17 protein-coding genes are annotated in these 17,889 nt (G+C 51.5%); 8 read left to right on the top strand and 9 right to left on the bottom strand.

Going from position 1 to position 17,889, the window contains the following annotated elements:
• Positions 1 to 77 precede the first annotated feature (77 nt).
• Positions 78 to 809, bottom strand: a complete 732-nt coding sequence (locus P2W70_RS09120) for a DUF481 domain-containing protein (RefSeq protein WP_276481135.1) — start codon at positions 807 to 809, stop codon at positions 78 to 80.
• 156 nt (positions 810 to 965) lie between these two features.
• Here P2W70_RS09120 and P2W70_RS09115 point away from each other — a divergent pair, with 156 nt between their 5' ends.
• Entirely contained in the window at positions 966 to 1,517 is a 552-nt protein-coding gene (locus P2W70_RS09115) for a hypothetical protein (protein ID WP_276481134.1), read from the top strand.
• A gap of 177 nt (positions 1,518 to 1,694) precedes the next feature.
• On the opposite strand, the gene P2W70_RS09110 is transcribed toward P2W70_RS09115, so the two are convergent.
• Complete coding sequence (locus P2W70_RS09110; RefSeq protein WP_276481133.1) at positions 1,695 to 1,895, bottom strand: hypothetical protein; 201 nt, start codon at positions 1,893 to 1,895, stop codon at positions 1,695 to 1,697.
• 471 nt (positions 1,896 to 2,366) lie between these two features.
• Here P2W70_RS09110 and P2W70_RS09105 point away from each other — a divergent pair, with 471 nt between their 5' ends.
• The 4 genes from P2W70_RS09105 (at position 2,367) to P2W70_RS09090 (ending at position 5,755) form a co-directional block, all read left to right on the top strand.
• Entirely contained in the window at positions 2,367 to 2,927 is a 561-nt protein-coding gene (locus P2W70_RS09105) for an NADPH-dependent FMN reductase (protein WP_276481132.1), read from the top strand.
• A 35-nt stretch (positions 2,928 to 2,962) separates the two neighbouring features.
• Positions 2,963 to 3,517: a hypothetical protein gene (locus P2W70_RS09100; protein WP_276481131.1), complete on the top strand. Its 555-nt coding sequence runs from the start codon at positions 2,963 to 2,965 to the stop codon at positions 3,515 to 3,517.
• Between the two features lie 5 nt (positions 3,518 to 3,522).
• On the top strand, positions 3,523 to 4,158 hold the full coding sequence (locus P2W70_RS09095) for an MgtC/SapB family protein (protein WP_276481130.1): 636 nt from the start codon (positions 3,523 to 3,525) through the stop codon (positions 4,156 to 4,158).
• Between the two features lie 214 nt (positions 4,159 to 4,372).
• Complete coding sequence (locus tag P2W70_RS09090) at positions 4,373 to 5,755, top strand: glycosyltransferase (protein ID WP_276481129.1); 1,383 nt, start codon at positions 4,373 to 4,375, stop codon at positions 5,753 to 5,755.
• 80 nt (positions 5,756 to 5,835) lie between these two features.
• Here the strand turns inward: P2W70_RS09090 and P2W70_RS09085 are convergent, their stop codons facing one another.
• The 4 genes from P2W70_RS09085 to P2W70_RS09070 all read right to left on the bottom strand — a co-directional run bounded on the left by P2W70_RS09085 (position 5,836) and on the right by P2W70_RS09070 (position 9,996).
• Complete coding sequence (locus tag P2W70_RS09085; protein ID WP_276481128.1) at positions 5,836 to 6,501, bottom strand: DUF4397 domain-containing protein; 666 nt, start codon at positions 6,499 to 6,501, stop codon at positions 5,836 to 5,838.
• Between the two features lie 320 nt (positions 6,502 to 6,821).
• Positions 6,822 to 7,940, bottom strand: a complete 1,119-nt coding sequence (locus P2W70_RS09080; RefSeq protein ID WP_276481127.1) for a T9SS type A sorting domain-containing protein — start codon at positions 7,938 to 7,940, stop codon at positions 6,822 to 6,824.
• Between the two features lie 195 nt (positions 7,941 to 8,135).
• On the bottom strand, positions 8,136 to 8,873 hold the full coding sequence (locus P2W70_RS09075; RefSeq protein WP_276481126.1) for a LytR/AlgR family response regulator transcription factor: 738 nt from the start codon (positions 8,871 to 8,873) through the stop codon (positions 8,136 to 8,138).
• A 214-nt stretch (positions 8,874 to 9,087) separates the two neighbouring features.
• Positions 9,088 to 9,996: a polysaccharide deacetylase family protein gene (locus P2W70_RS09070; RefSeq protein ID WP_276481125.1), complete on the bottom strand. Its 909-nt coding sequence runs from the start codon at positions 9,994 to 9,996 to the stop codon at positions 9,088 to 9,090.
• 101 nt (positions 9,997 to 10,097) lie between these two features.
• Here P2W70_RS09070 and P2W70_RS09065 point away from each other — a divergent pair, with 101 nt between their 5' ends.
• Positions 10,098 to 10,754 carry a J domain-containing protein gene (locus P2W70_RS09065; RefSeq protein ID WP_276481124.1) on the top strand — a complete coding sequence of 219 codons (657 nt, stop codon included), beginning with the start codon at positions 10,098 to 10,100 and terminating at the stop codon, positions 10,752 to 10,754.
• Positions 10,755 to 10,963: 209 nt separating this feature from the next.
• On the opposite strand, the gene P2W70_RS09060 is transcribed toward P2W70_RS09065, so the two are convergent.
• Both P2W70_RS09060 and P2W70_RS09055 read right to left on the bottom strand, forming a co-directional pair.
• Positions 10,964 to 11,704, bottom strand: a complete 741-nt coding sequence (locus P2W70_RS09060; protein WP_276481123.1) for a LytR/AlgR family response regulator transcription factor — start codon at positions 11,702 to 11,704, stop codon at positions 10,964 to 10,966.
• Positions 11,705 to 11,712: 8 nt separating this feature from the next.
• Positions 11,713 to 12,795, bottom strand: coding sequence for a sensor histidine kinase (locus tag P2W70_RS09055; RefSeq protein ID WP_276481122.1), 1,083 nt, complete (start codon positions 12,793 to 12,795; stop codon positions 11,713 to 11,715).
• A 276-nt stretch (positions 12,796 to 13,071) separates the two neighbouring features.
• Between P2W70_RS09055 and P2W70_RS09050 the strand changes: the two genes are divergently transcribed.
• Positions 13,072 to 14,385 carry an OmpA family protein gene (locus P2W70_RS09050; RefSeq protein ID WP_276481121.1) on the top strand — a complete coding sequence of 438 codons (1,314 nt, stop codon included), beginning with the start codon at positions 13,072 to 13,074 and terminating at the stop codon, positions 14,383 to 14,385.
• Between the two features lie 137 nt (positions 14,386 to 14,522).
• Positions 14,523 to 16,256 (top strand): amidohydrolase family protein, encoded by a 1,734-nt coding sequence (locus tag P2W70_RS09045; RefSeq protein ID WP_276481120.1) that lies wholly within the window; start codon positions 14,523 to 14,525, stop codon positions 16,254 to 16,256.
• 58 nt (positions 16,257 to 16,314) lie between these two features.
• Here the strand turns inward: P2W70_RS09045 and P2W70_RS09040 are convergent, their stop codons facing one another.
• Positions 16,315 to 17,808 (bottom strand): S41 family peptidase, encoded by a 1,494-nt coding sequence (locus P2W70_RS09040; protein WP_276481119.1) that lies wholly within the window; start codon positions 17,806 to 17,808, stop codon positions 16,315 to 16,317.
• Between the last annotated feature and the right edge of the window lie 81 nt (positions 17,809 to 17,889).

Here is a 17,889-nt window from a genome sequence, read left to right as displayed (position 1 = left end):
ACACGCGTTTTATTTGGAAATTGCAATACAGGGCTGGCTTCGCGCCGGCCCTTTTTGTTGCGGCCAGGCTGGGAGCCTCAGAAAAACTTCTCTGCCGTAATACCAAAGTTGACCAGCAGGTTCTCGCGTTGGGTAAGGCTCAGTTTGTTGTAGGTCAGCGCCGTGGTAAGACTCAGCCATTTGCGCAATTTGATAGACAGCGAATTGGTAGACCGCAGGATATAATCATCGATGCGCTCCAGCGATGGTTGCCAGAAATGCAATCCATCCAGCTGGATGATATCTGTGAGCAGCCATTTGTATTTTATCCGCAGGGAATTGCGCACCGTCTGATGGTCGAAGTCGGTTCCCGCTGGCAGCTTGAGCTTACTGGTTTCATACAGCAACCCGTCGCTCACGACCAGCTCGGCCTTGGGGGTATTGATGAAGTTGTAGCCAAGTCCCGCACCTGCCTGAAACTGGTGGTCGATCTTGAGCGAGTAACTGGATGTAAAGGTGAGTAGCCCCCAGTAATACAGCTTTTGTTTATTCTTGAGGTAATCGACATTGAGTGCCGACGTAAAGTCGTTGTTGGTGAGGTTATTACCCTGCCGCCCGTAGATCCAGGCATTGGTGCTGTTGAGCGTAAAGCGCTCCTTGCTGACCTGGAAGCCCAGCACGTTGTTGAGCACGAAAGAACGGGCGTCATTCGTTTTGTTGATGATGCCTGTTGTACTATACTTTATGTGGTAATGGGTTGAATCGTTGAATTGGGCTGCGGCCTGCCACGCGATCATCCAGCCGAGCGCCACCAGTAACAATCTTTTCATATCCGTTCTATTTCCAATGCCAGCAAAGGTAATGCCTCTGTGCTGCCTACAATTCACCAGCCTGAATGCCCAGTTCAGCCAGTGCCTGGTTGACCGCTGGTCATCGCCGGTTGTAGTTTCGCTCCGTAATTTCTATCAAGCCTAAAAAGTATAGTCATGCGTAAACTCGTGTATGTGGTGATGGCCAGCCTGCTGGCCACGTTCAATAGTTGTGACAAAGACAAGAACAGTAAATCCTGCGACCTGCCCGCCAGCAATGCCCCTACCGGTATGGCCGGCGCCTGGGTGCATGGCGATGCCTCTGCCACAGTGGTGGTAGATTCGTACAATGGCAAGTATGTGGGTACCGGTTTCAAGACTGGTCAGTACCTGAAATTTGACGCCAATGGTAAAAATGCAGAGCTCGTGGTGCTGATCGATGGTGGCTATCACAGTGGTCTGCAGTCGGTCACGAAAATGTATGGTTCTGTAGTATTCGATGAGGAGGAGCAGACCCTCGAGTTCAAAGTATGTGAAGCACATTACCGGGGTTGGAGGAGTGGTACGAAAACGATCGACCGTACCGCGAACGATGCCGAAGTACTTCAGCTGACCAACAACAATCGCTTTTATTTCGACTATAGCCCCGGAAGCAATTACCCCGTAAGGCTCTGGTTTCAATCCCTGCCGGTGGATGATGATCATACGATCAGTTTCCGGGCCGGATAAGCGGGTCACCTGCAAAAAAGGGCTGTCTCATTGCTGAGACGGCCCTTTTGAGTTGTAGCAGTTGGTTTTGTTGTCAGCCTCTAAGGCTGGAGTGTACGGGTCGAAAACTATTGCATAGTCACATGCAGACACAGCCGGAGGAAGCCGCTGGTATCACACATATGGACAGTTGAAATCTTACAAAATGGAAAGACTGCTTTGCTTGAAATACACGCAGAATGGGTATTCGTTGGCGATCGCATTGAGTCGGCGGAGCGTCTCCTCGGTAGGAGGTGCCGGAACGGCTTGCTTCGCAGTTTCTTTTGTTGTTTTTCCCTTTGTTGCCTTCCCGGTACTGGTTGCGTCAGTAGGGAGATAGTTGTACTGTAGCTTTTTCATGCGATCAGATTTTATAGATATATCAGGTTACTGAATGGATACTTGGCATGTGCAGTGGTTAGCTGACAAAGTTTCCGGTCGCGGGGTACAGATGCATAACGTTTGGCAAAAAATCGGGAAAACTTTTAATATGGCAGGCGCTCAATGTTGACGGAGAAAGAAGGTTGCTTCTGAATCATTCGGTCCTTTCAAAGATAGGGAAAATAGCAATCGACCCAATGGCTACCTTAAAAAATCATACATTTTAATCTTATTCTTAGATTGATTTTTAAGTAGTTCTCCAGGTAGCAATTGTCGTGTGTAATACACACATTTGACCCCTCTCACCTCGACCCTACAGCGCAATTCGGCAGCCGGCCAAAAAACATGGTTAAGATCATATTTCTGTCATGAAGCCTCTAACTTGCTGGACGCCATCGCCGGCTGTGCCGGCCACCCCTTCATGGGCATCGTTTTTTTAGCAGTACCGGAATGAATATACAATTGGTAGGATTATCCGGCAGCCTGCGCAAAGGCTCTTACAATACCGCTCTATTACAAGCTGCCGCCGCTATGTTGCCCCCAGATGTTTCGCTGACCATCGCTGCGATCGACGACCTTCCGCTGTACAACGCCGATCTGGACAAGCCTGCCGTTGCGGATCGGCCGGCCACCGTGGTCAGGTTACGGGAACAGCTGGCAGCGGCGCACGGCATTCTGATCGCTTCGCCAGAGTACAATTACGGTATTCCCGGTGGGTTGAAAAATGCCATCGATTGGGCATCGCGTGGGGAAGATGCTCCCCTGCGCCACAAACCGGTCGCCCTCATGGGCGCCACCATCAGTTTGTGGGGTACCGTTCGCATGCAGCTATCGTTTTTACCCGTATTTCAATACCTGAGCATGAAACCTCATTATCAGCCGGAAGTGCTCGTGAATGAAGCCGTCAAGAAGTTTGACAAGGGTGGTAACCTGACAGATGTTGCTACCCGCGAGATCATTGCCAAAAAACTCCAGTCCTTCCGGCAGTTCATCCTCGATGGATTGGCATAAGATTTTTGCGCGTTGTTGCTATAAACTCAGCAGTTATGAAAAAGACAAAGTCGAACCCCGCCACCTCGCCTGGTGCTACTCCCAAGCAACCTGTCAGCCAACAAGACCTTACCGATAGCCCGGAAGACGAAGCAAAAATGCAGGGAGAGGAGGTCACCCTGGATCTGCCTGAGGTAAAAGACATACCTGGCCAGGAACATGTGCACGTGCCCCGGATGCGGGAATTTGCCGATATCACGGCCTCTTCCGACGATGAAGAAGGGGTTGGTGTGCTGGACTATCCGGAAGACGAAGATATCCGGGCTGACCGCGGTGATACGAATGTGTCCAGCGAGGAGGCCAATGCCCTGCGGGATGCCGCAGCAAACGCTTCCGAGGAAGAAGATGCCATCATCCGCTCGACTGCCCTCGACAGCACCGACGAGGAGGGAGATCCGCTCAATGAAAAGGGATTTCGCAACGCGTACAGCGGCAGCGATCTCGATGTACCAGGTAGTGAAGCCGATGACCGTGACGAAGCGACTGGTGAAGAAGATGAAGAGAACAATGCCTACAGCGTAGACGAAGAAAACGAAGACGAAGAAAAATAAGTTACATGTTATTTGATTGGGAAACTGCTCTGTGGCGGATTGGTCTATCCGTCCTCCTGGGCGGCGTTATCGGCGCCGAACGGGAATACCATGATAAGACTGCCGGCCTGCGCACCCTCACCCTCATTTGCGTCGGTTCCTGCCTTTTCTGTATCGTATCGCAACTTTTAAGCAATGGCACCACCGACCGGATTGCCTCCACCATCGTGACGGGTATCGGTTTCCTGGGCGCGGGAGTTATCTTTAAAGGCGATAATGGTATCAATGGTCTTACGACTGCTGCTACCGTGTGGACCACCGCCGCCATCGGGATGGCTACCGGCTCGGGTATGTATTTTGTGGCAGGTGGCACGACCCTATGCACCCTGATCGTGCTGTCGCTGTTTGTACGCCTGGAACCCATCATCGATACCTTTCACAAAGAGCGTAATTACCGGATCGTGAGCAACAGTAGCCCGGAGATTCTCGACCGGTACAAAAAATTGATCGCAGATAACCATTTGCGATGCAGTAAACAGCGGAGAACCAAGAAAGGAAACGAGATCAATTTCTTCCTGAAAGTGAAGGGCGGCAAGGCCAATCATGAACGATTTGTGGATGCAATGCTGAAGGATGAAACGGTGAAGGATTTTGAGTTTTAAGGCAGACTGCCTAAAGCCTGTTTTTACCCTGCTGCGGTCCCGCTACCACGTTCAAACACTGGGGGGTGATGCCGGATGAATGGCCACCGGGGCAATCCCCACCTTCTCTTTTGACGGTTGAGTACCCCAAACGGGCATTTCATTCCAAACGGCACTGGTAACCCGGTGGCCGGTTTTTAATATTGCTGCTGCAACAAACTAAAAACCGGTTATTATGGAAAATAAGCAATTGTATGGAATCCCCGGGCAGGGTAATGGGAAGAAGATCCTGTTTGCCAATGTGCCTGCCGACGGACATTTCAATCCCCTTACCGGCCTGGCCATGCACCTCAAAAGTATTGGCTACGATGTAAGGTGGTATTCCTCCAACACCTACGCTCCCAAGATCAATAAGTTGGGTATTCCCCATTATCCCTTTGTACGCGCTTTCGACATTTCGGGTGGTCCGGTAGACCAGATCTTCCCGGAACGTGACCGCTATAAAGGACAGGTGGCCAAGCTCAACTTCGATATGATCAATGTTTTTATCCTGCGGTCTCCGGAATACTATGAAGATATGCTGGAGATCTACAAGACCTTTCCTTTCGATATGGTCATCGCCGATGTATGCTTTGGCGCCCTTCCGCTGATCAAGAAACAACTGAACATTCCCGTGATTGCGATCGGCATCGTGCCGCTCACCGAAACTTCCCGCGACCTGGGCCCAGCCGGACTTGGCCTGCTGCCCGAAACGAGTTTCTTCGGCAGGCGCAAGCAGGATATGATGCGTTTCATCGCGGACAATATCATTTTCCGCAAATCGAACGCTGCTTTCCGTAAAATGTTCCACTACTATGATATCGACGTAGCCGGCTCCAATGTGTTTGATGCATTGACCCGTCAATCGAACCTGTTGCTGCAAAGCGGTACACCGGGATTCGAGTACAAGCGCAGTGACCTGGGCAGCAATATCCGCTTCCTCGGTCCACTACTGCCCCACCAGTCGTCGCAACAAGCCCCGCGATGGTTTGATGCCAGGCTGGAGCAATATGACCGTGTGATCCTGGTGACCCAGGGCACGGTGGAGAAAGATCCGGAGAAGATCATCGTACCCACCCTGGAGGCCTTCAAGAACTCGAAGCACCTGGTGATCGCCACGACCGGCGGCTCCAAAACGGAGGAACTCAGGGCCCGCTACAATGCCCCCAACATCATCATCGAAGACTTCATTCCTTTCGACGACGTGATGCCGTATGCCGATGTGTATGTTACAAATGGTGGCTATGGCGGCGTGCTGCTGGGCATCCAGCACTTGTTGCCCCTGGTGGTGGGTGGTGTACATGAAGGCAAGCTGGAGATCAATGCCCGGGTGGGTTATTTCAAGCTCGGCGTCAACATGAAAACCGAAAAACCGACACCCGACCAGGTACGTGAAAGTGTGGAGGCAGTATTCGCCGACGAGCAGTACCGTAAAAATGTACAAGTACTGGCGAAAGAATTCAACCGCTTTGACCCTCACCTGTTGTGCGCCGGTTATGTGGCTGAGCTTTTACAAGGAACCAAGGCTCCTTTCAACAGCCGATCGGGCCTTGCTAAAAAATCGCTGGTGAATCAATAAGGATTTCGCACCAACCTATAGCAACAAAAAAGGATGCACTAACAACAGTGCATCCTTTTATATATAGAAGTTAATTCAGCTTAGTTGGCAGCCCGGAGGAAGCCGATATTGAGGGCATCTGGTCCCTGACCGTCGGGCGATCCTGCCAGGTACAAGGTGTAGGCATTGCCTTGCTGGAATACGATGTCGGATTTGGTCTTGAAAATCGAGCTGTCGCCCTTTTTCACTTCCACCACGTGACTACCTACCGTACCCAATTGGAACGTATTGTAGTAATCGCTGTATTGGTTATCGGCCAATTGACGATTGGACTGCACCTTCACGTTGTCGATGTATACATCAACAGGGCCCAATGCATTGACCGCAGGGCTGGCATGCCAAAAACGATAGAATGCTTTGTCGAGGGTGAGATCGGAAAAATCATCCTCTACCAGGAAAGAGCCAACAGCATTCGAAGTCGTGCCGGTGTTGTACAACATGATCGAATAGAAATGCAAGGAATCATAAAAATTGGGCGGTACGCTGGTCACCAGGCTATCGCCACCTGCTTTCTTAAAATCGATCCGGTAATTACCTTTGGTAATGCCCGAGTAAAATTGCGAAACACCACCCGCGGGCCAGGCATTGTCATTGGCCTTTTGGTCGTTGAAATAGACATTCAGTGATACGGCAGTTGGCCTGGTGGCCAGGTGCATGATCGACAGATAAGCTTTCGCTTCCTGTGGCTGCTGCTCGGTTGTTTTCAAACAACCCGTCATTGAAATACCTAAGACTGCTAAAACACTCCAGAAGAAAATATTCACCTTACTCTTTTGCACCGTTTTGATTTTTATTGGCTTAAATAATAATTGGGTCAAGCGAACGAATACACAGGATAGATTGGACTGCAATTATAGGAAAGATTGCGCGTTCCTCTACATTTCCCTGCTGGCTGTTAGACATCCGGCCCTCTCCAATCGTTGCATTGCCGCCGGGAAGCTCGACAGACCGGTTGACCACACAAACTTCAACCATTTAGTTTACAATGTATTGCAATAATATCAGGCTTCAGATTAAGGTTTTACGGCTATTTTTTAATCAGCTGCAGCACCTCCACGGAGCTGGCGTACAGCAGTTTCACCCGGTAACTGCCCGCTGCCAGGCCCGGCGGCAAGGTGACCGACAGGCTGTTGCCAGCGCTGCGGCTCATCCGACAATGATAGACCATCTGCCCCATATTGTCGAGGATACTGACAGCTGCCGGTTTTTTCCCGGCCAGCCAGCTGATCTGCACGACGGTTGTACAGGGGTTGGGAAATACCCTGGGCGTTGCCCGGCTTCCGGACTCAGGCGCCGGTAACCTTTCCGCCCGTGGGGTAACGGGCAATAAGGTGAGCCCCGTGCAATTGGCGCAGGCCGGAAAGAGGGTCGCCTCGCCCCAGGCATTGGGCCGGTTGCTGCCTCCGGTGGCGGAAGTATGGCCGCTGGCCACACAGGTCAATACCGTGGGATCATTGGTGAGTGTATCGAGAAACTGGGAGTACGACGCCACCGACAGGCAGGCATTGCCGGAGGGCGCCCGGTAGGTATCCTTGATCTTATTGATCACGACCGATTGCCGTAGCTCGCTCGAGGGGCCCAGACATACACTGCCTGCCCGGGAATTGTTGTCGGTGATGATGCCGTGAAACTGTGCCAGGCCGTAGTTGATGAAATAAGACCAGGGATCGTTGATGATATAATAATTGAAGGAGCGGCAGGATGCAGCCGTGGAAGCATTCATCACGATATTGGGCCTGGAAGCCGATGAGTAAGGTCCTTCCATGGAGAGATGGGAGGTTATCTCGAAGGTGCCGTAATTGTAAATCGCGCAGCCACCCCGCAGGGTCAATCCCGCTGAGCTGCCGGCCGTAAGCCGGGCACCAGGTCGAATAATGACGGTGCCGGAATCGATGGTCAGGTTATTAATGGTGAGGTCAGAGCAGATGATCAGGGTGCCGCCCCGCAATGTCAATTGGCTGAAACTGGCCACCGGACCGGCGTACCATTTCGTGATGCCGGGGGTCAATATTTCATTGTTGAGCGCGGCAGGTTCGCTGCCCGTACAGGCAGCAGGTGGCGGTGGTGCCGGCAAACATTGACTAAAGGCCGACTGAAAACACAATGGCAAAATAGCCAGGCTGCATAGCATAGCAATAGCTCGCATGGGTAGAGGGGTTTGAGGGTTTTCGACAGGTATCGGGTTTCCTGTCCAAAATACCAACCTCCTCCGGACCTTTAAAGTGATTGGGCGCCAGCTGCACAACAGGCTGTGCGAGTTGCAACATCCGCGTAGCGAAGCTTGTTTACCAATCCTCCAGCTTTACCGGTCATTGAAGTGCAGTGCTACTTAGTGATTGATCTATTGTCCCAACCACTTTTTGAAGTCATTGACCTTTTCCCGGCTGACGAGCACGTCTTTTTCCAGGCCAGGCTCCAGGAAGAGCTTCAGGCGGTTGCCAAAATAAGGATGGATCTGCTCTACGCTTTTAAAGGAAATGAGCAGGGATCGGTTGATGCGGAAATACTGCTGCGGGTCGAGCATGGTCTCCAGTTCTTCGAGCGTGTACTCGACGAGGAACTTTTGACCGTCGTAGGTTTTGAAGAAGATGAAGCGGCCTTCGGAGAAAAAATAAGCGATGGTAGCCGTTTCTACCGAGGCGAATTTCTGGCCCTGCCGCACGAGAAAGCGGGTACGCCAGGTAGCCTGTATTACTTTGCCGAGCGCAGCCCTGGTGGGGGCTGGCGCGGTGAGCACGTCTGTATCGGCTTCGTCCTGCTGACGCTCCATAAAAGCGGCGGGCAGTAAGTGCTCGAGGTGGCCCAGGCGGAAGGCGTAAAAAGTGAACTGGTCCGATTGTACGGTAAAGATGACGGTAGCGTTGATGCGACCATTGGACAGGTCCATGATGCCATGTTCGCGTACGGCTTCTTCACTCATCAGGATGATATCGGGTACGCCGTGCTGCTGCAACCAGTGCGCAGAAGAAAAAATGGCGGGAATGGTACCGATGATGCGTATGGATTGATCGATCCTTTTCAACGCACGTTCCAGGATACGTACCACACGTTTTTCACCTTCCACGACTAATACCTTCATGATGCTATACTTTATCGGTTGAGAAATTTGATCCCTTTGTCAGGCCGACAAATGTAGAAATACCCTTTGCGGTAAAAAGCAGGAAGGTAATAGACAGTCAATCAAAAAGAATAAACCGAATGAAATCGTGGATGAACCGTCGGGGTGCGGTGCAGTGGCAAGGGCAATAAAAAGGGGCCGACTGGCGGCCCCGTATTCAAGAACGTTGATAATGTTAGAAACTTTCGCGGATCACCTTGTTCAAGGTATTGGGCTTCCAGGCCCCGGGTACGATGATCCGACGGATGGTGTGCAGGGGATCCTGCGGATCGCGCTTGCCTGCCAGCTGAAAGGCAGCGATCATTCCCTTTTCTTTCAAATGAGGGATTGCCTGGGGATTCCAGAGACCGAACGGATACGCAAAATAGTTGATCGGCTTGCCGGTGATGGTTTCCAGTGTTTTGGAAGGCTTTTCGATCTGGGTAACCCAGTCCTGCCCCTGGTACTGTTTTACGTTGTGGTGATCCCAGGTATGTGAACCAATGGAATGTCCTTTATCTGCCAGGTCTTTGATCTGGGCTTTGGTCATATAGTTGGGACGACCGATCGATACCGTCATCACAAAGAACACACCTTTGAAGCCGTACTTGTTCATTTCGGGCAGGGCAACGGTATATTGATCGAGATCGGTATCATCGAAAGTGAGCATGATCGGCTTGGAAGGCAAGGCAGCGCCTGTGGTCAGGTAAGCATACAACTGGTCGGGCAAAATGGTATGGTAACCACTATCGGCGAGGGCCTTGATCTGGTTACGGAAATTCTCCACCGGAACGATATAGTTCTGGGCTGTTTTGGAGTCCGTGGGGCGCCAGTCGCGTATCTGGTGGTAACAAAGAATGGGCACTTCCTTTTTGGCCAATACCGAGGCAGCATCTACCGGTATCGGTTTGGTGATCGGCGCTGTTGCCGGTGCCGGGTTTGATTCGTTGATGGCAGGCGTAGTGGCGGTGGCCTCTTTGGGGGCAGCCGGTGAAGCGGCAATGGCCACGTTCGATTCGGGCATATTCTGGCAGCTAAGTACCATCGACATGCCGGCTACTACATACAGGGTCCGGGCTATTGCTTGCAGGGCAGTGGTTTTCATAGTTTATGAGCGTGGGGTATGATCCTTTTTTTAAACGGCAAACTTAGGTTTTTGTTGTCTTATAAGTACCACAAATACCACCTATTTTCGCAAAGTTATACATGGAGCTGAAAGACTATTATAAGATACTGGAAGTGACACCGATGGCTACGCAGCAGGATATCAAAAAGTCGTTCCGGCGGCTGGCCCTGAAGTACCATCCTGACAAGAACGAAGGCGATCATTTGTCGGCTGCCGTATTTCGCGAGATACAGGAGGCCTGGGAGGTTTTGTCGGACCCGAAACAACGGGAGGAGTACAATTACAAACGGTGGTATAATCGCAGCATCGGGGAAGCTTTTGTTGAGCAGGCGCTCACCCCCGATACGATCCTGGCCGAAAGTCGTAAGCTGCGCAACTATGTCAATACGATGAATATCTTTCAGCTCGACTACGATGCCCTGAGCTTTCACATCCGTCAGCTGCTGAGCGAGGCTAATATTGGTATTCTGCACCAGGCGCAACAATCGGCCACCAACCGCCAGATCGGTGAGTCGCTGCTGAAAGCCTCCGACCCCCTCCCCCTTCGCTACCTGCAACCGATCGTGTTGTTGCTGACCCAACTGGCCGGTAACGATGAACAGCTGATCAGGCAGATCGACGATGCCGTCAAACAACGTTCACGCCGTGAAAACTGGGAAAAATACAAATGGGTGTTGGTACTGGTGATCACTGCCGTGATCTGCTGGATCATGTACCTGGTAGGACGACCTTCGTGAGCGCAATTCTTTGTAGCGAGCAAAAAAAAATGCAACCCGCCAGTCAGCAAAAAATTACCACCCTCTGTCATTTCTTGCCCCGGCCAGGTTGCGAAAACAAATGTAGGATCGCACACCATGAAACCAGGAGCAGAAACTACCAACGATATTGCCGGACGACGAATGGTACCCACAGCAGTTCATCGCTCTATTGGTTGATTCGTCGGCGATCAGTACATCAGCCTGCGCAGATCATCCGTATAACTGCGGCTTACCTTTAGCGATACATTATTGGAAGTGACGACCAGTATACCGTTGTCTTCGCGGTATACTTCTTTGATGTGGTTGATATTGACAATATAAGAACGATGGATGCGGATGAAATACCGCGGATCGAGTCGCTGTACGATCACCCCGATACCATAGTTGCTGAGGTAGTTTTTCTTGTCGGTATGTAACCGGGTATAATCCCTTTCCGCTTCCAGGTAGATGATCTCGGAGGTCTGGATATTGGTCATCTTGTTGCCGCTTTCTACCAGTATCCTTTCAGAATAGGTCGTACTACCGGTGGCAGCCTGATCGGCGAGCTGGCGTACTGCTTCGAGCGAAGCATTACCGGGTCGCAGCAATACTTTCGACACGGCCTGGCGGAACCGCTCCAGGGTATAGGGCTTGAGCAGGTAATCGATCGCGTTCGAGTCGAAGGCCTTCAGTGCATATTGGTCGTAGGCTGTGGTGAAGATGATCTGCGGCACATGTACGATCTGCTGAATTACCTGGAAGCCACTCAATCCAGGCATCTGTACATCGAGGAAAACCAGGTCGGGCTCGAGCCGGTTGATGGCGGTCACGGCTTCCTGGCCATGGCTACACTCTCCCACGATCTGCAGTTCTTCAAAAGCGCCGAGGTATTGCCGGATCACGAGCCGGGCAGCGTCTTCATCATCAATGATCAGTACTTTTTTCGCCATGGTAGCAATTATAAGGGTATGTAAAAATACGATGTTAGTCCGGAAGGTGTGTTGGGTTCTACAAATAACTCCTCGTTGTATAAACGAAGTAAACGCAGGCGCGTGTTTTTCAGGCCAATACCTTCTTTGAGCTCCAGTTGTTGCAGGTCGCCGTCGAAACCGGTACCGGTGTCGCTAATGATGATCTTGGCATGCCGGCCTTCCCGGATACACGAGATCCTGATGGTACCGCCGCTGATGCTGCCCCCGATGCCATGCTTCACGGCATTCTCTACCAGTGGCTGCAGTAACATGGGTGGTATTTTCAATTGCAACACGGATTCATCGGTATGGTACTCTACTTTCAACCGCGATTTGAACCGGTGCATTTCCAGCTCGATCCAGGTACGGATAAAATCGAGTTCTTCTCCCAGGGTTACCTGGTGCTTTTGTGTACTGCGCAGGGCATAGCGGAAAGTATCGGCCAGCCGGGCGATCATGACCCGTGTGGCCTCCATTTCGGGCGGCACGGTAGCGCTGATCGAATTGAGGGTATTGAACAGGAAATGCGGTTGTATCTGTGCCTTTAGGGCGTTGACCTCACTTTGATAGGCCAGCGACAACAGCTCTTTTTCTTTTTCCACCTGCCGCTGGCTCTTGCGCCAGAAGTTATAGGCGTGGAAGATGGAGAACTGTATCACGTAAAACAGTAAGGGAAGGTAGTAGGCATGCCAGTAAAAGAAGTTGCCCGGCTCTTTGCAGGTAAGCCGGCTCACCAGGCCTTCGCTGATACCACGCAGGTACAGAAAGGCAGACAGCACTACGATATGGGTAAACAGGACCACCGACAGCCGATAGTTGGACAGTTTGCGAAAGAACAGCCACCAGAGTGGAATGGTGAACAGCCCCTGGATAAACAGCTCGATAAATACATCCAACAGCAACCAGATATAGAATCCGTGCACCTTCACCCCACCGGCGATGGTGTGCAGGGCCACATAGAATAACAAACCGTATACGATATTAAACAGCAGCCATAGCAATAGCTCCTTGACCGTGATGGTCCATAAAACGCTTCGGGTTGACAGGTTTCTCCAGGCAATGCTGCTCATGGAATAAAATTACTATGAGCGGTTGGGTATGCGGGGGCTTATCCGACGAAACCATCATAGCGCCGATGAGTAGCAGCATTAACCGGCAGCATGCAGTGAATGAGCGACGAACGGCCCTATTATCCGACAGGATACCTCATAGGTCTGCCAATCATGTTTCCGGACCTTCGTCTACTATTTGGTACGCTGGTAGTTTTGCGGCTGCCAACGGCAGCACGGACGATTAATTTTGGTCATTATAACCCAGTCTATTATCACCCCGCTTAAAACTTCGTTATGAAATATCTCTTTGCTGTATTGGTGTTGTTGATGGCAGGCAGCGTGCAGGCCCAACTGTTGAACAAACTCAAACACATGGCCAAAGACAAAGCAGAGAACAAGGTCGTTCGCGAAACCGGCAAAGTCGTGGATACGGTGCTCGATGGTAAGGGCAAAAAGCCCGCGGGCGATAAAGCCGCTACTACTCAGCCGGCTGCTCCATCATCCCTACCGGCCAAGGCGACCACCGATAAGGCAACGGGTGATAGCACACCCGCCAATCTGCCCGGCTTCAAGGTGTATACCAATTATGATTTTGTGCCGGGCTCTACCGTGATTGCCTGGGAAGACTTCTCGCAGGAAAGTAAGGGCGACTTCCCGGTCAAATGGAATACCAATGCTGGCGGCGAGGTGGTGACGATCGACGGCAAGCCCGGCCAATGGTTGGCGATCAACAAAACAGGTGTATATATGCCGGAGTTCATTACTGAACTGCCCGACAATTTCACGCTTGAATTTGAAGTAGGCTGCAACCCGGGATTTCGCAACCTCTCCTCGCCTATCTCTTTTGCGATCGCTTCCCTTAAAAAGCCGGAAGACTATACCCGCTATATGCAGGGATCGGGGGGGCGCACCGGTTTTAATACCTGGGTGTTACCACTTTCCACAGATGGAAAATCTGCGCGTTATGGTTACCAGGCTTCTGTGGATGGCAATGAAAGCACCAGCCAAAGCAATGGAATCACACTACAACTACATGCTCCCACGAAGAACTTTATGAAAGTCTCTATCTGGCGGCAGAAAACAAGGATACGGGTTTACTTCAATGAAGAGAAGGTGGCGGATGTAGCCCGGGCTTTGATGGCCCCGATGTACAATGCGCTGGTATTCTCGCTGACTACCGCCCGTACCGAACCGGACCAATATTTCCTGTCGAACATACGCCTGGCCGTAGGCGCCCCCGACCTGCGGAATAAACTGCTCACCGAAGGAAAGTTCACCACCACGGGTATCCTGTTTGATGTCAACAGCGACCGCATCAAACCAGAGTCGTATGGCGTATTGAAAGAGATCGCCTCCGTGCTGAAAGACAATGCGGGCCTCAAAGTAAAGATCACGGGACATACCGATAGCGATGGCGATGCGGCTTACAACCTGACCCTGTCGAAACAACGCGCTGCCGCCGTGCGGCAGGCGTTGGCCACCGAGTTTGGTATCGATACCGGCCGGATGGAGACGGATGGCAAAGGAGAAACAGCCCCGGCCGATAAGGCCAATACGCCAACGGCCAAGGCCAATAACCGAAGGGTCGAGTTTGAAAAGATGTTATGACCAGCTTTTGTTCTTACGCCTCACGGATACAATCGGGGTCGGTGTACGCACCGGCCCTTTCTTTTTGCAGCAGTAAGTTGCCAGGCATCATTGAAGTCGAATTCAGCTATCTTTAGCCGACCAAAAACTGACATTCCATGAGAAAATGGTCCTTCCTGCTTGTTGCCTGCAGCAGTTTGCTGACTGCGGGTGCTCAAACGAATCCCGCCCCTGCTGGTCCTATCGTCATTAGTAAAGTCAATGTGATCAATGTAATCACCGGCAAGCTCGATGCCGACCAGACGGTTGTCATCGATAGTCAACGCATTATAGCGAGTGGGCCCTCCAAAAAAATCAAGGTGCCAGCCAATGCCACCCTGATCGATGGCACGGGTAAATTCCTGATGCCTGGCATGACAGATGCTCATATCCATTTCTTTCAAAGTGGCGGCTTGTATACCCGGCCCGATGGTGTGAACCTCAGCACCATTTATTCGTACGAAAAGGACCAGCAATGGGTGAAGGACAATCTCTACAACCAAATGGCGCGTTACCTGGCCTGCGGTATTACTACGGTGATCGATGTGGGTGGGCCGATGAGCAATTACCAGGTGCGTGATTCCGTCAACAAGCGCGTTAATGCACCTCATGCCTGGGCGACAGGACCACTGGTTTCTACTTTTCTTCCGCCCAACCTCGACAAAAAGGACCCACCGATCGTTAAGGTGAACAATGCTGAGGAAGCCCGTGCATTGGTGCGGCGGCAGCTTCCTTCCAAACCAGATTTCATCAAGATATGGTACATCGTATTACCTAACCAGAAAGCCGAGGCCACTTTGCCCATTGTGCAAGCCGCCATCGAGGAAAGTCATGCCCACGGCCTCAAGGTAGCGGTGCATGCCACCCAGTATGAAACGGCCAAACTGTCTGTCACTGCCGGTGCCGACATCCTCGTACACAGTGTGGATGACAAGGTGCTGGATCCGGAGATGCTGCAGCTCCTGAAGTCGAAAGGCACCGTATACATACCAACCCTCCTGGTGTCTCAAAACTACAACCGCACGTTTACCCAGCAGTTCAACTTCAGCGCGCATGACTTCGCCTATGCCGATCCTTTTATGTTGGGCACACTGATGGACTTTCAGCATTTTGACAAGAAGCAATCGCCGCTCAACTACAAAGGTTTGCGCTCCAGGATTCACGTACCGGACAGAGAAGACAGTACCATGTTGACCAATCTTAAACTGGCACAGGATGCCGGGGTATTGGTAGTAACGGGTACCGATGCCGGTAATATTGGTACGCACCATGCTGCTTCCTATTATACCGAACTATTGGCCATGAAGCAAGCGGGCCTCAACAATACCGATATCATACGAGCTGCCACGATCAATGCCGCCAAAGGTTTTGGCAAGGACAAAGACTACGGTAGTATTGAAAAAGGTAAGGTGGCCGACCTGCTGTTGCTGGACAAAGATCCATTGCAGGACATTACCATACTGAGCAATATTAATACGGTCTTTCACCAGGGCGTACCCATGCAACCTACGCAATTGCTACCGGTATCGCCAGCGATACTAGTCCAACAACAATTGAATGCTTACAACGCACGCGACATCGAAGGGTTTCTGGCACCCTACAGCGACAGTGTGCGTGTCTATATGTTTCCCAACCAACTGATAGCCGAAGGCAAAGAAGCCATGCGTAAGGAATACAGTGGCATGTTTACGCAAGTGAAGGAATTGCATTGTGAACTGGTGAACCGAATCGTAGAAGGCGATACGGTGGTAGACCAGGAAAATGTCACCGGGTTTGGCGACAAGCCTTTGAAGGCGATTGCTATTTACAAGATCCGGAACAACAAGATCGCCGAAGTGTATTTCATACAGTGATCTGCAAACCAGACTAAAAAAAGCAACCCCGCATCGATCGATGCAGGGTTGCTTTTTTTTATTGTCCTTTGCGGACAAGCTCGAGGGCAAATCGTTTTTGGGTATCTACACCGATCAGTATGTCGCTTATATTGTACGGTAGTTCATGGTCAGGCAGTACGCCTCTTCCTTTCACCTGCACCGGCCCTGTAGCATTGTCATAATATACCAGGGGGATCGTCGCCCGCATCTTTGTATTGGGCAATAAGAGGTTTACAAAGGAGCCCGCATTCCCCCCTTCATAAGCGCCAGCAGCCTCTTCCCCAATAAGTATGCCCAGCTGGTTAGCACGTACGGCGGCTAGCAATTCTGAGGTAGTGGAAGCACTGCCACCATCCATCAGGAAATACAGTTTTCCGTTGAAATGATCTGGCTTGGGGTATTGCAACGGAAGCCCTGCCGCGTATTCGGGCTTGATGGAAAAGGTGCCATCTTTTTCTGCTACCAGCTCTTGCTTCACATTTTTAATCGTCTTGGCGTCGAGGTCACTCATCGCCAGGTATTCGGAGGAGTCGCTGATCGTATGCTGCCGTAGATAAAAGCGGGCCGGCTGACTGATGAGGTAGGTAAAGAGCAACACACCGGCACTGTCGGAGCCGCCGGGGTTGGCACGCAGGTCGATGATGAGGTGTTTGGTTTTCTTTGCCTTGATCTCTTTCATCGACTTCTCCAGGAATTTGGGGAGGTCACGCGCGGGCTTTCCACCAAAGGTGCGAATCGATAGGATTGCTGTGCTAAGGTCCTCTTCAAACTTCAGGTCAAGGTCGGGTCGCTTGCGGTTGACATATAGGCGTACAATCTCTTTGTTGACGGGATTGCTGAAAACGGCGGCATTGCCTGCCGTTACATTGACGGCCGGATAGGTTACCTGCACAGGTTGCCCCTGCAGGTCCTTGCAGGCGACGGTAAAACTATCGGGGCGGGCAATGTACATATAATAGCTGGGACCAAAGAAGCCCCGGTTTAGCCGCTCCTGCTTCACCGTTTCATTGTAGCCGTCGGCCCAACTCAAGGCATACAGGGTATGCAGGATTTCCGGTAACGGCTGACCGTTGATGACGGTTAATTCATACCCTGGTTTTATAAGGGTATCGCTCGTGAGGTTGGCTGCGACATACATTTTCCCCTTAATGACCTGTACGGAAAAAGGGAACATCAATGGCTTGCTGCGGAAATGATTTTCCCAACCATTGCCGGGATAGATACCGGTATGCGCACATCGTACCGCTGCCATGAGCGCGGTCAGCAAACGGTAGTAATCGTAGAAAGGCATGGTACCTGTGATCTTTTGCTCGAAACTATCCAGGCGCTGGTCCATGATGGGTTTGGGGGTGTAGCGGTATAAACCCGGGTGCACGGCCTCCAGGGCTTTCCGCAGATAGCGCAGGTCGTCTATGGCCTGTTGTTGGGTGACGGTGCGATCGAGTAAGGTATCGCGGTTGGCCGGGCCCGACTGGGCCCATAATAAGCTGGGGAAGACTAATAGAAGCAGTAAGGTCAATCCATTTTTCATGCGTGGCTATTTGCTGCAAACCTCTGTATTCATGTGGGTTCAGCATAAAAAAGCAGTGCTCAGATCCGGAATTGAGGGGTA

This window comes from Paraflavitalea pollutisoli, assembly GCF_029360705.1.
In the GTDB taxonomy this organism is placed as follows: domain Bacteria; phylum Bacteroidota; class Bacteroidia; order Chitinophagales; family Chitinophagaceae; genus Paraflavitalea; species Paraflavitalea pollutisoli.
The sequence above is the reverse complement of the archived record's forward strand: the minus strand, read 5'-3'. Positions and strand labels throughout refer to the sequence as shown.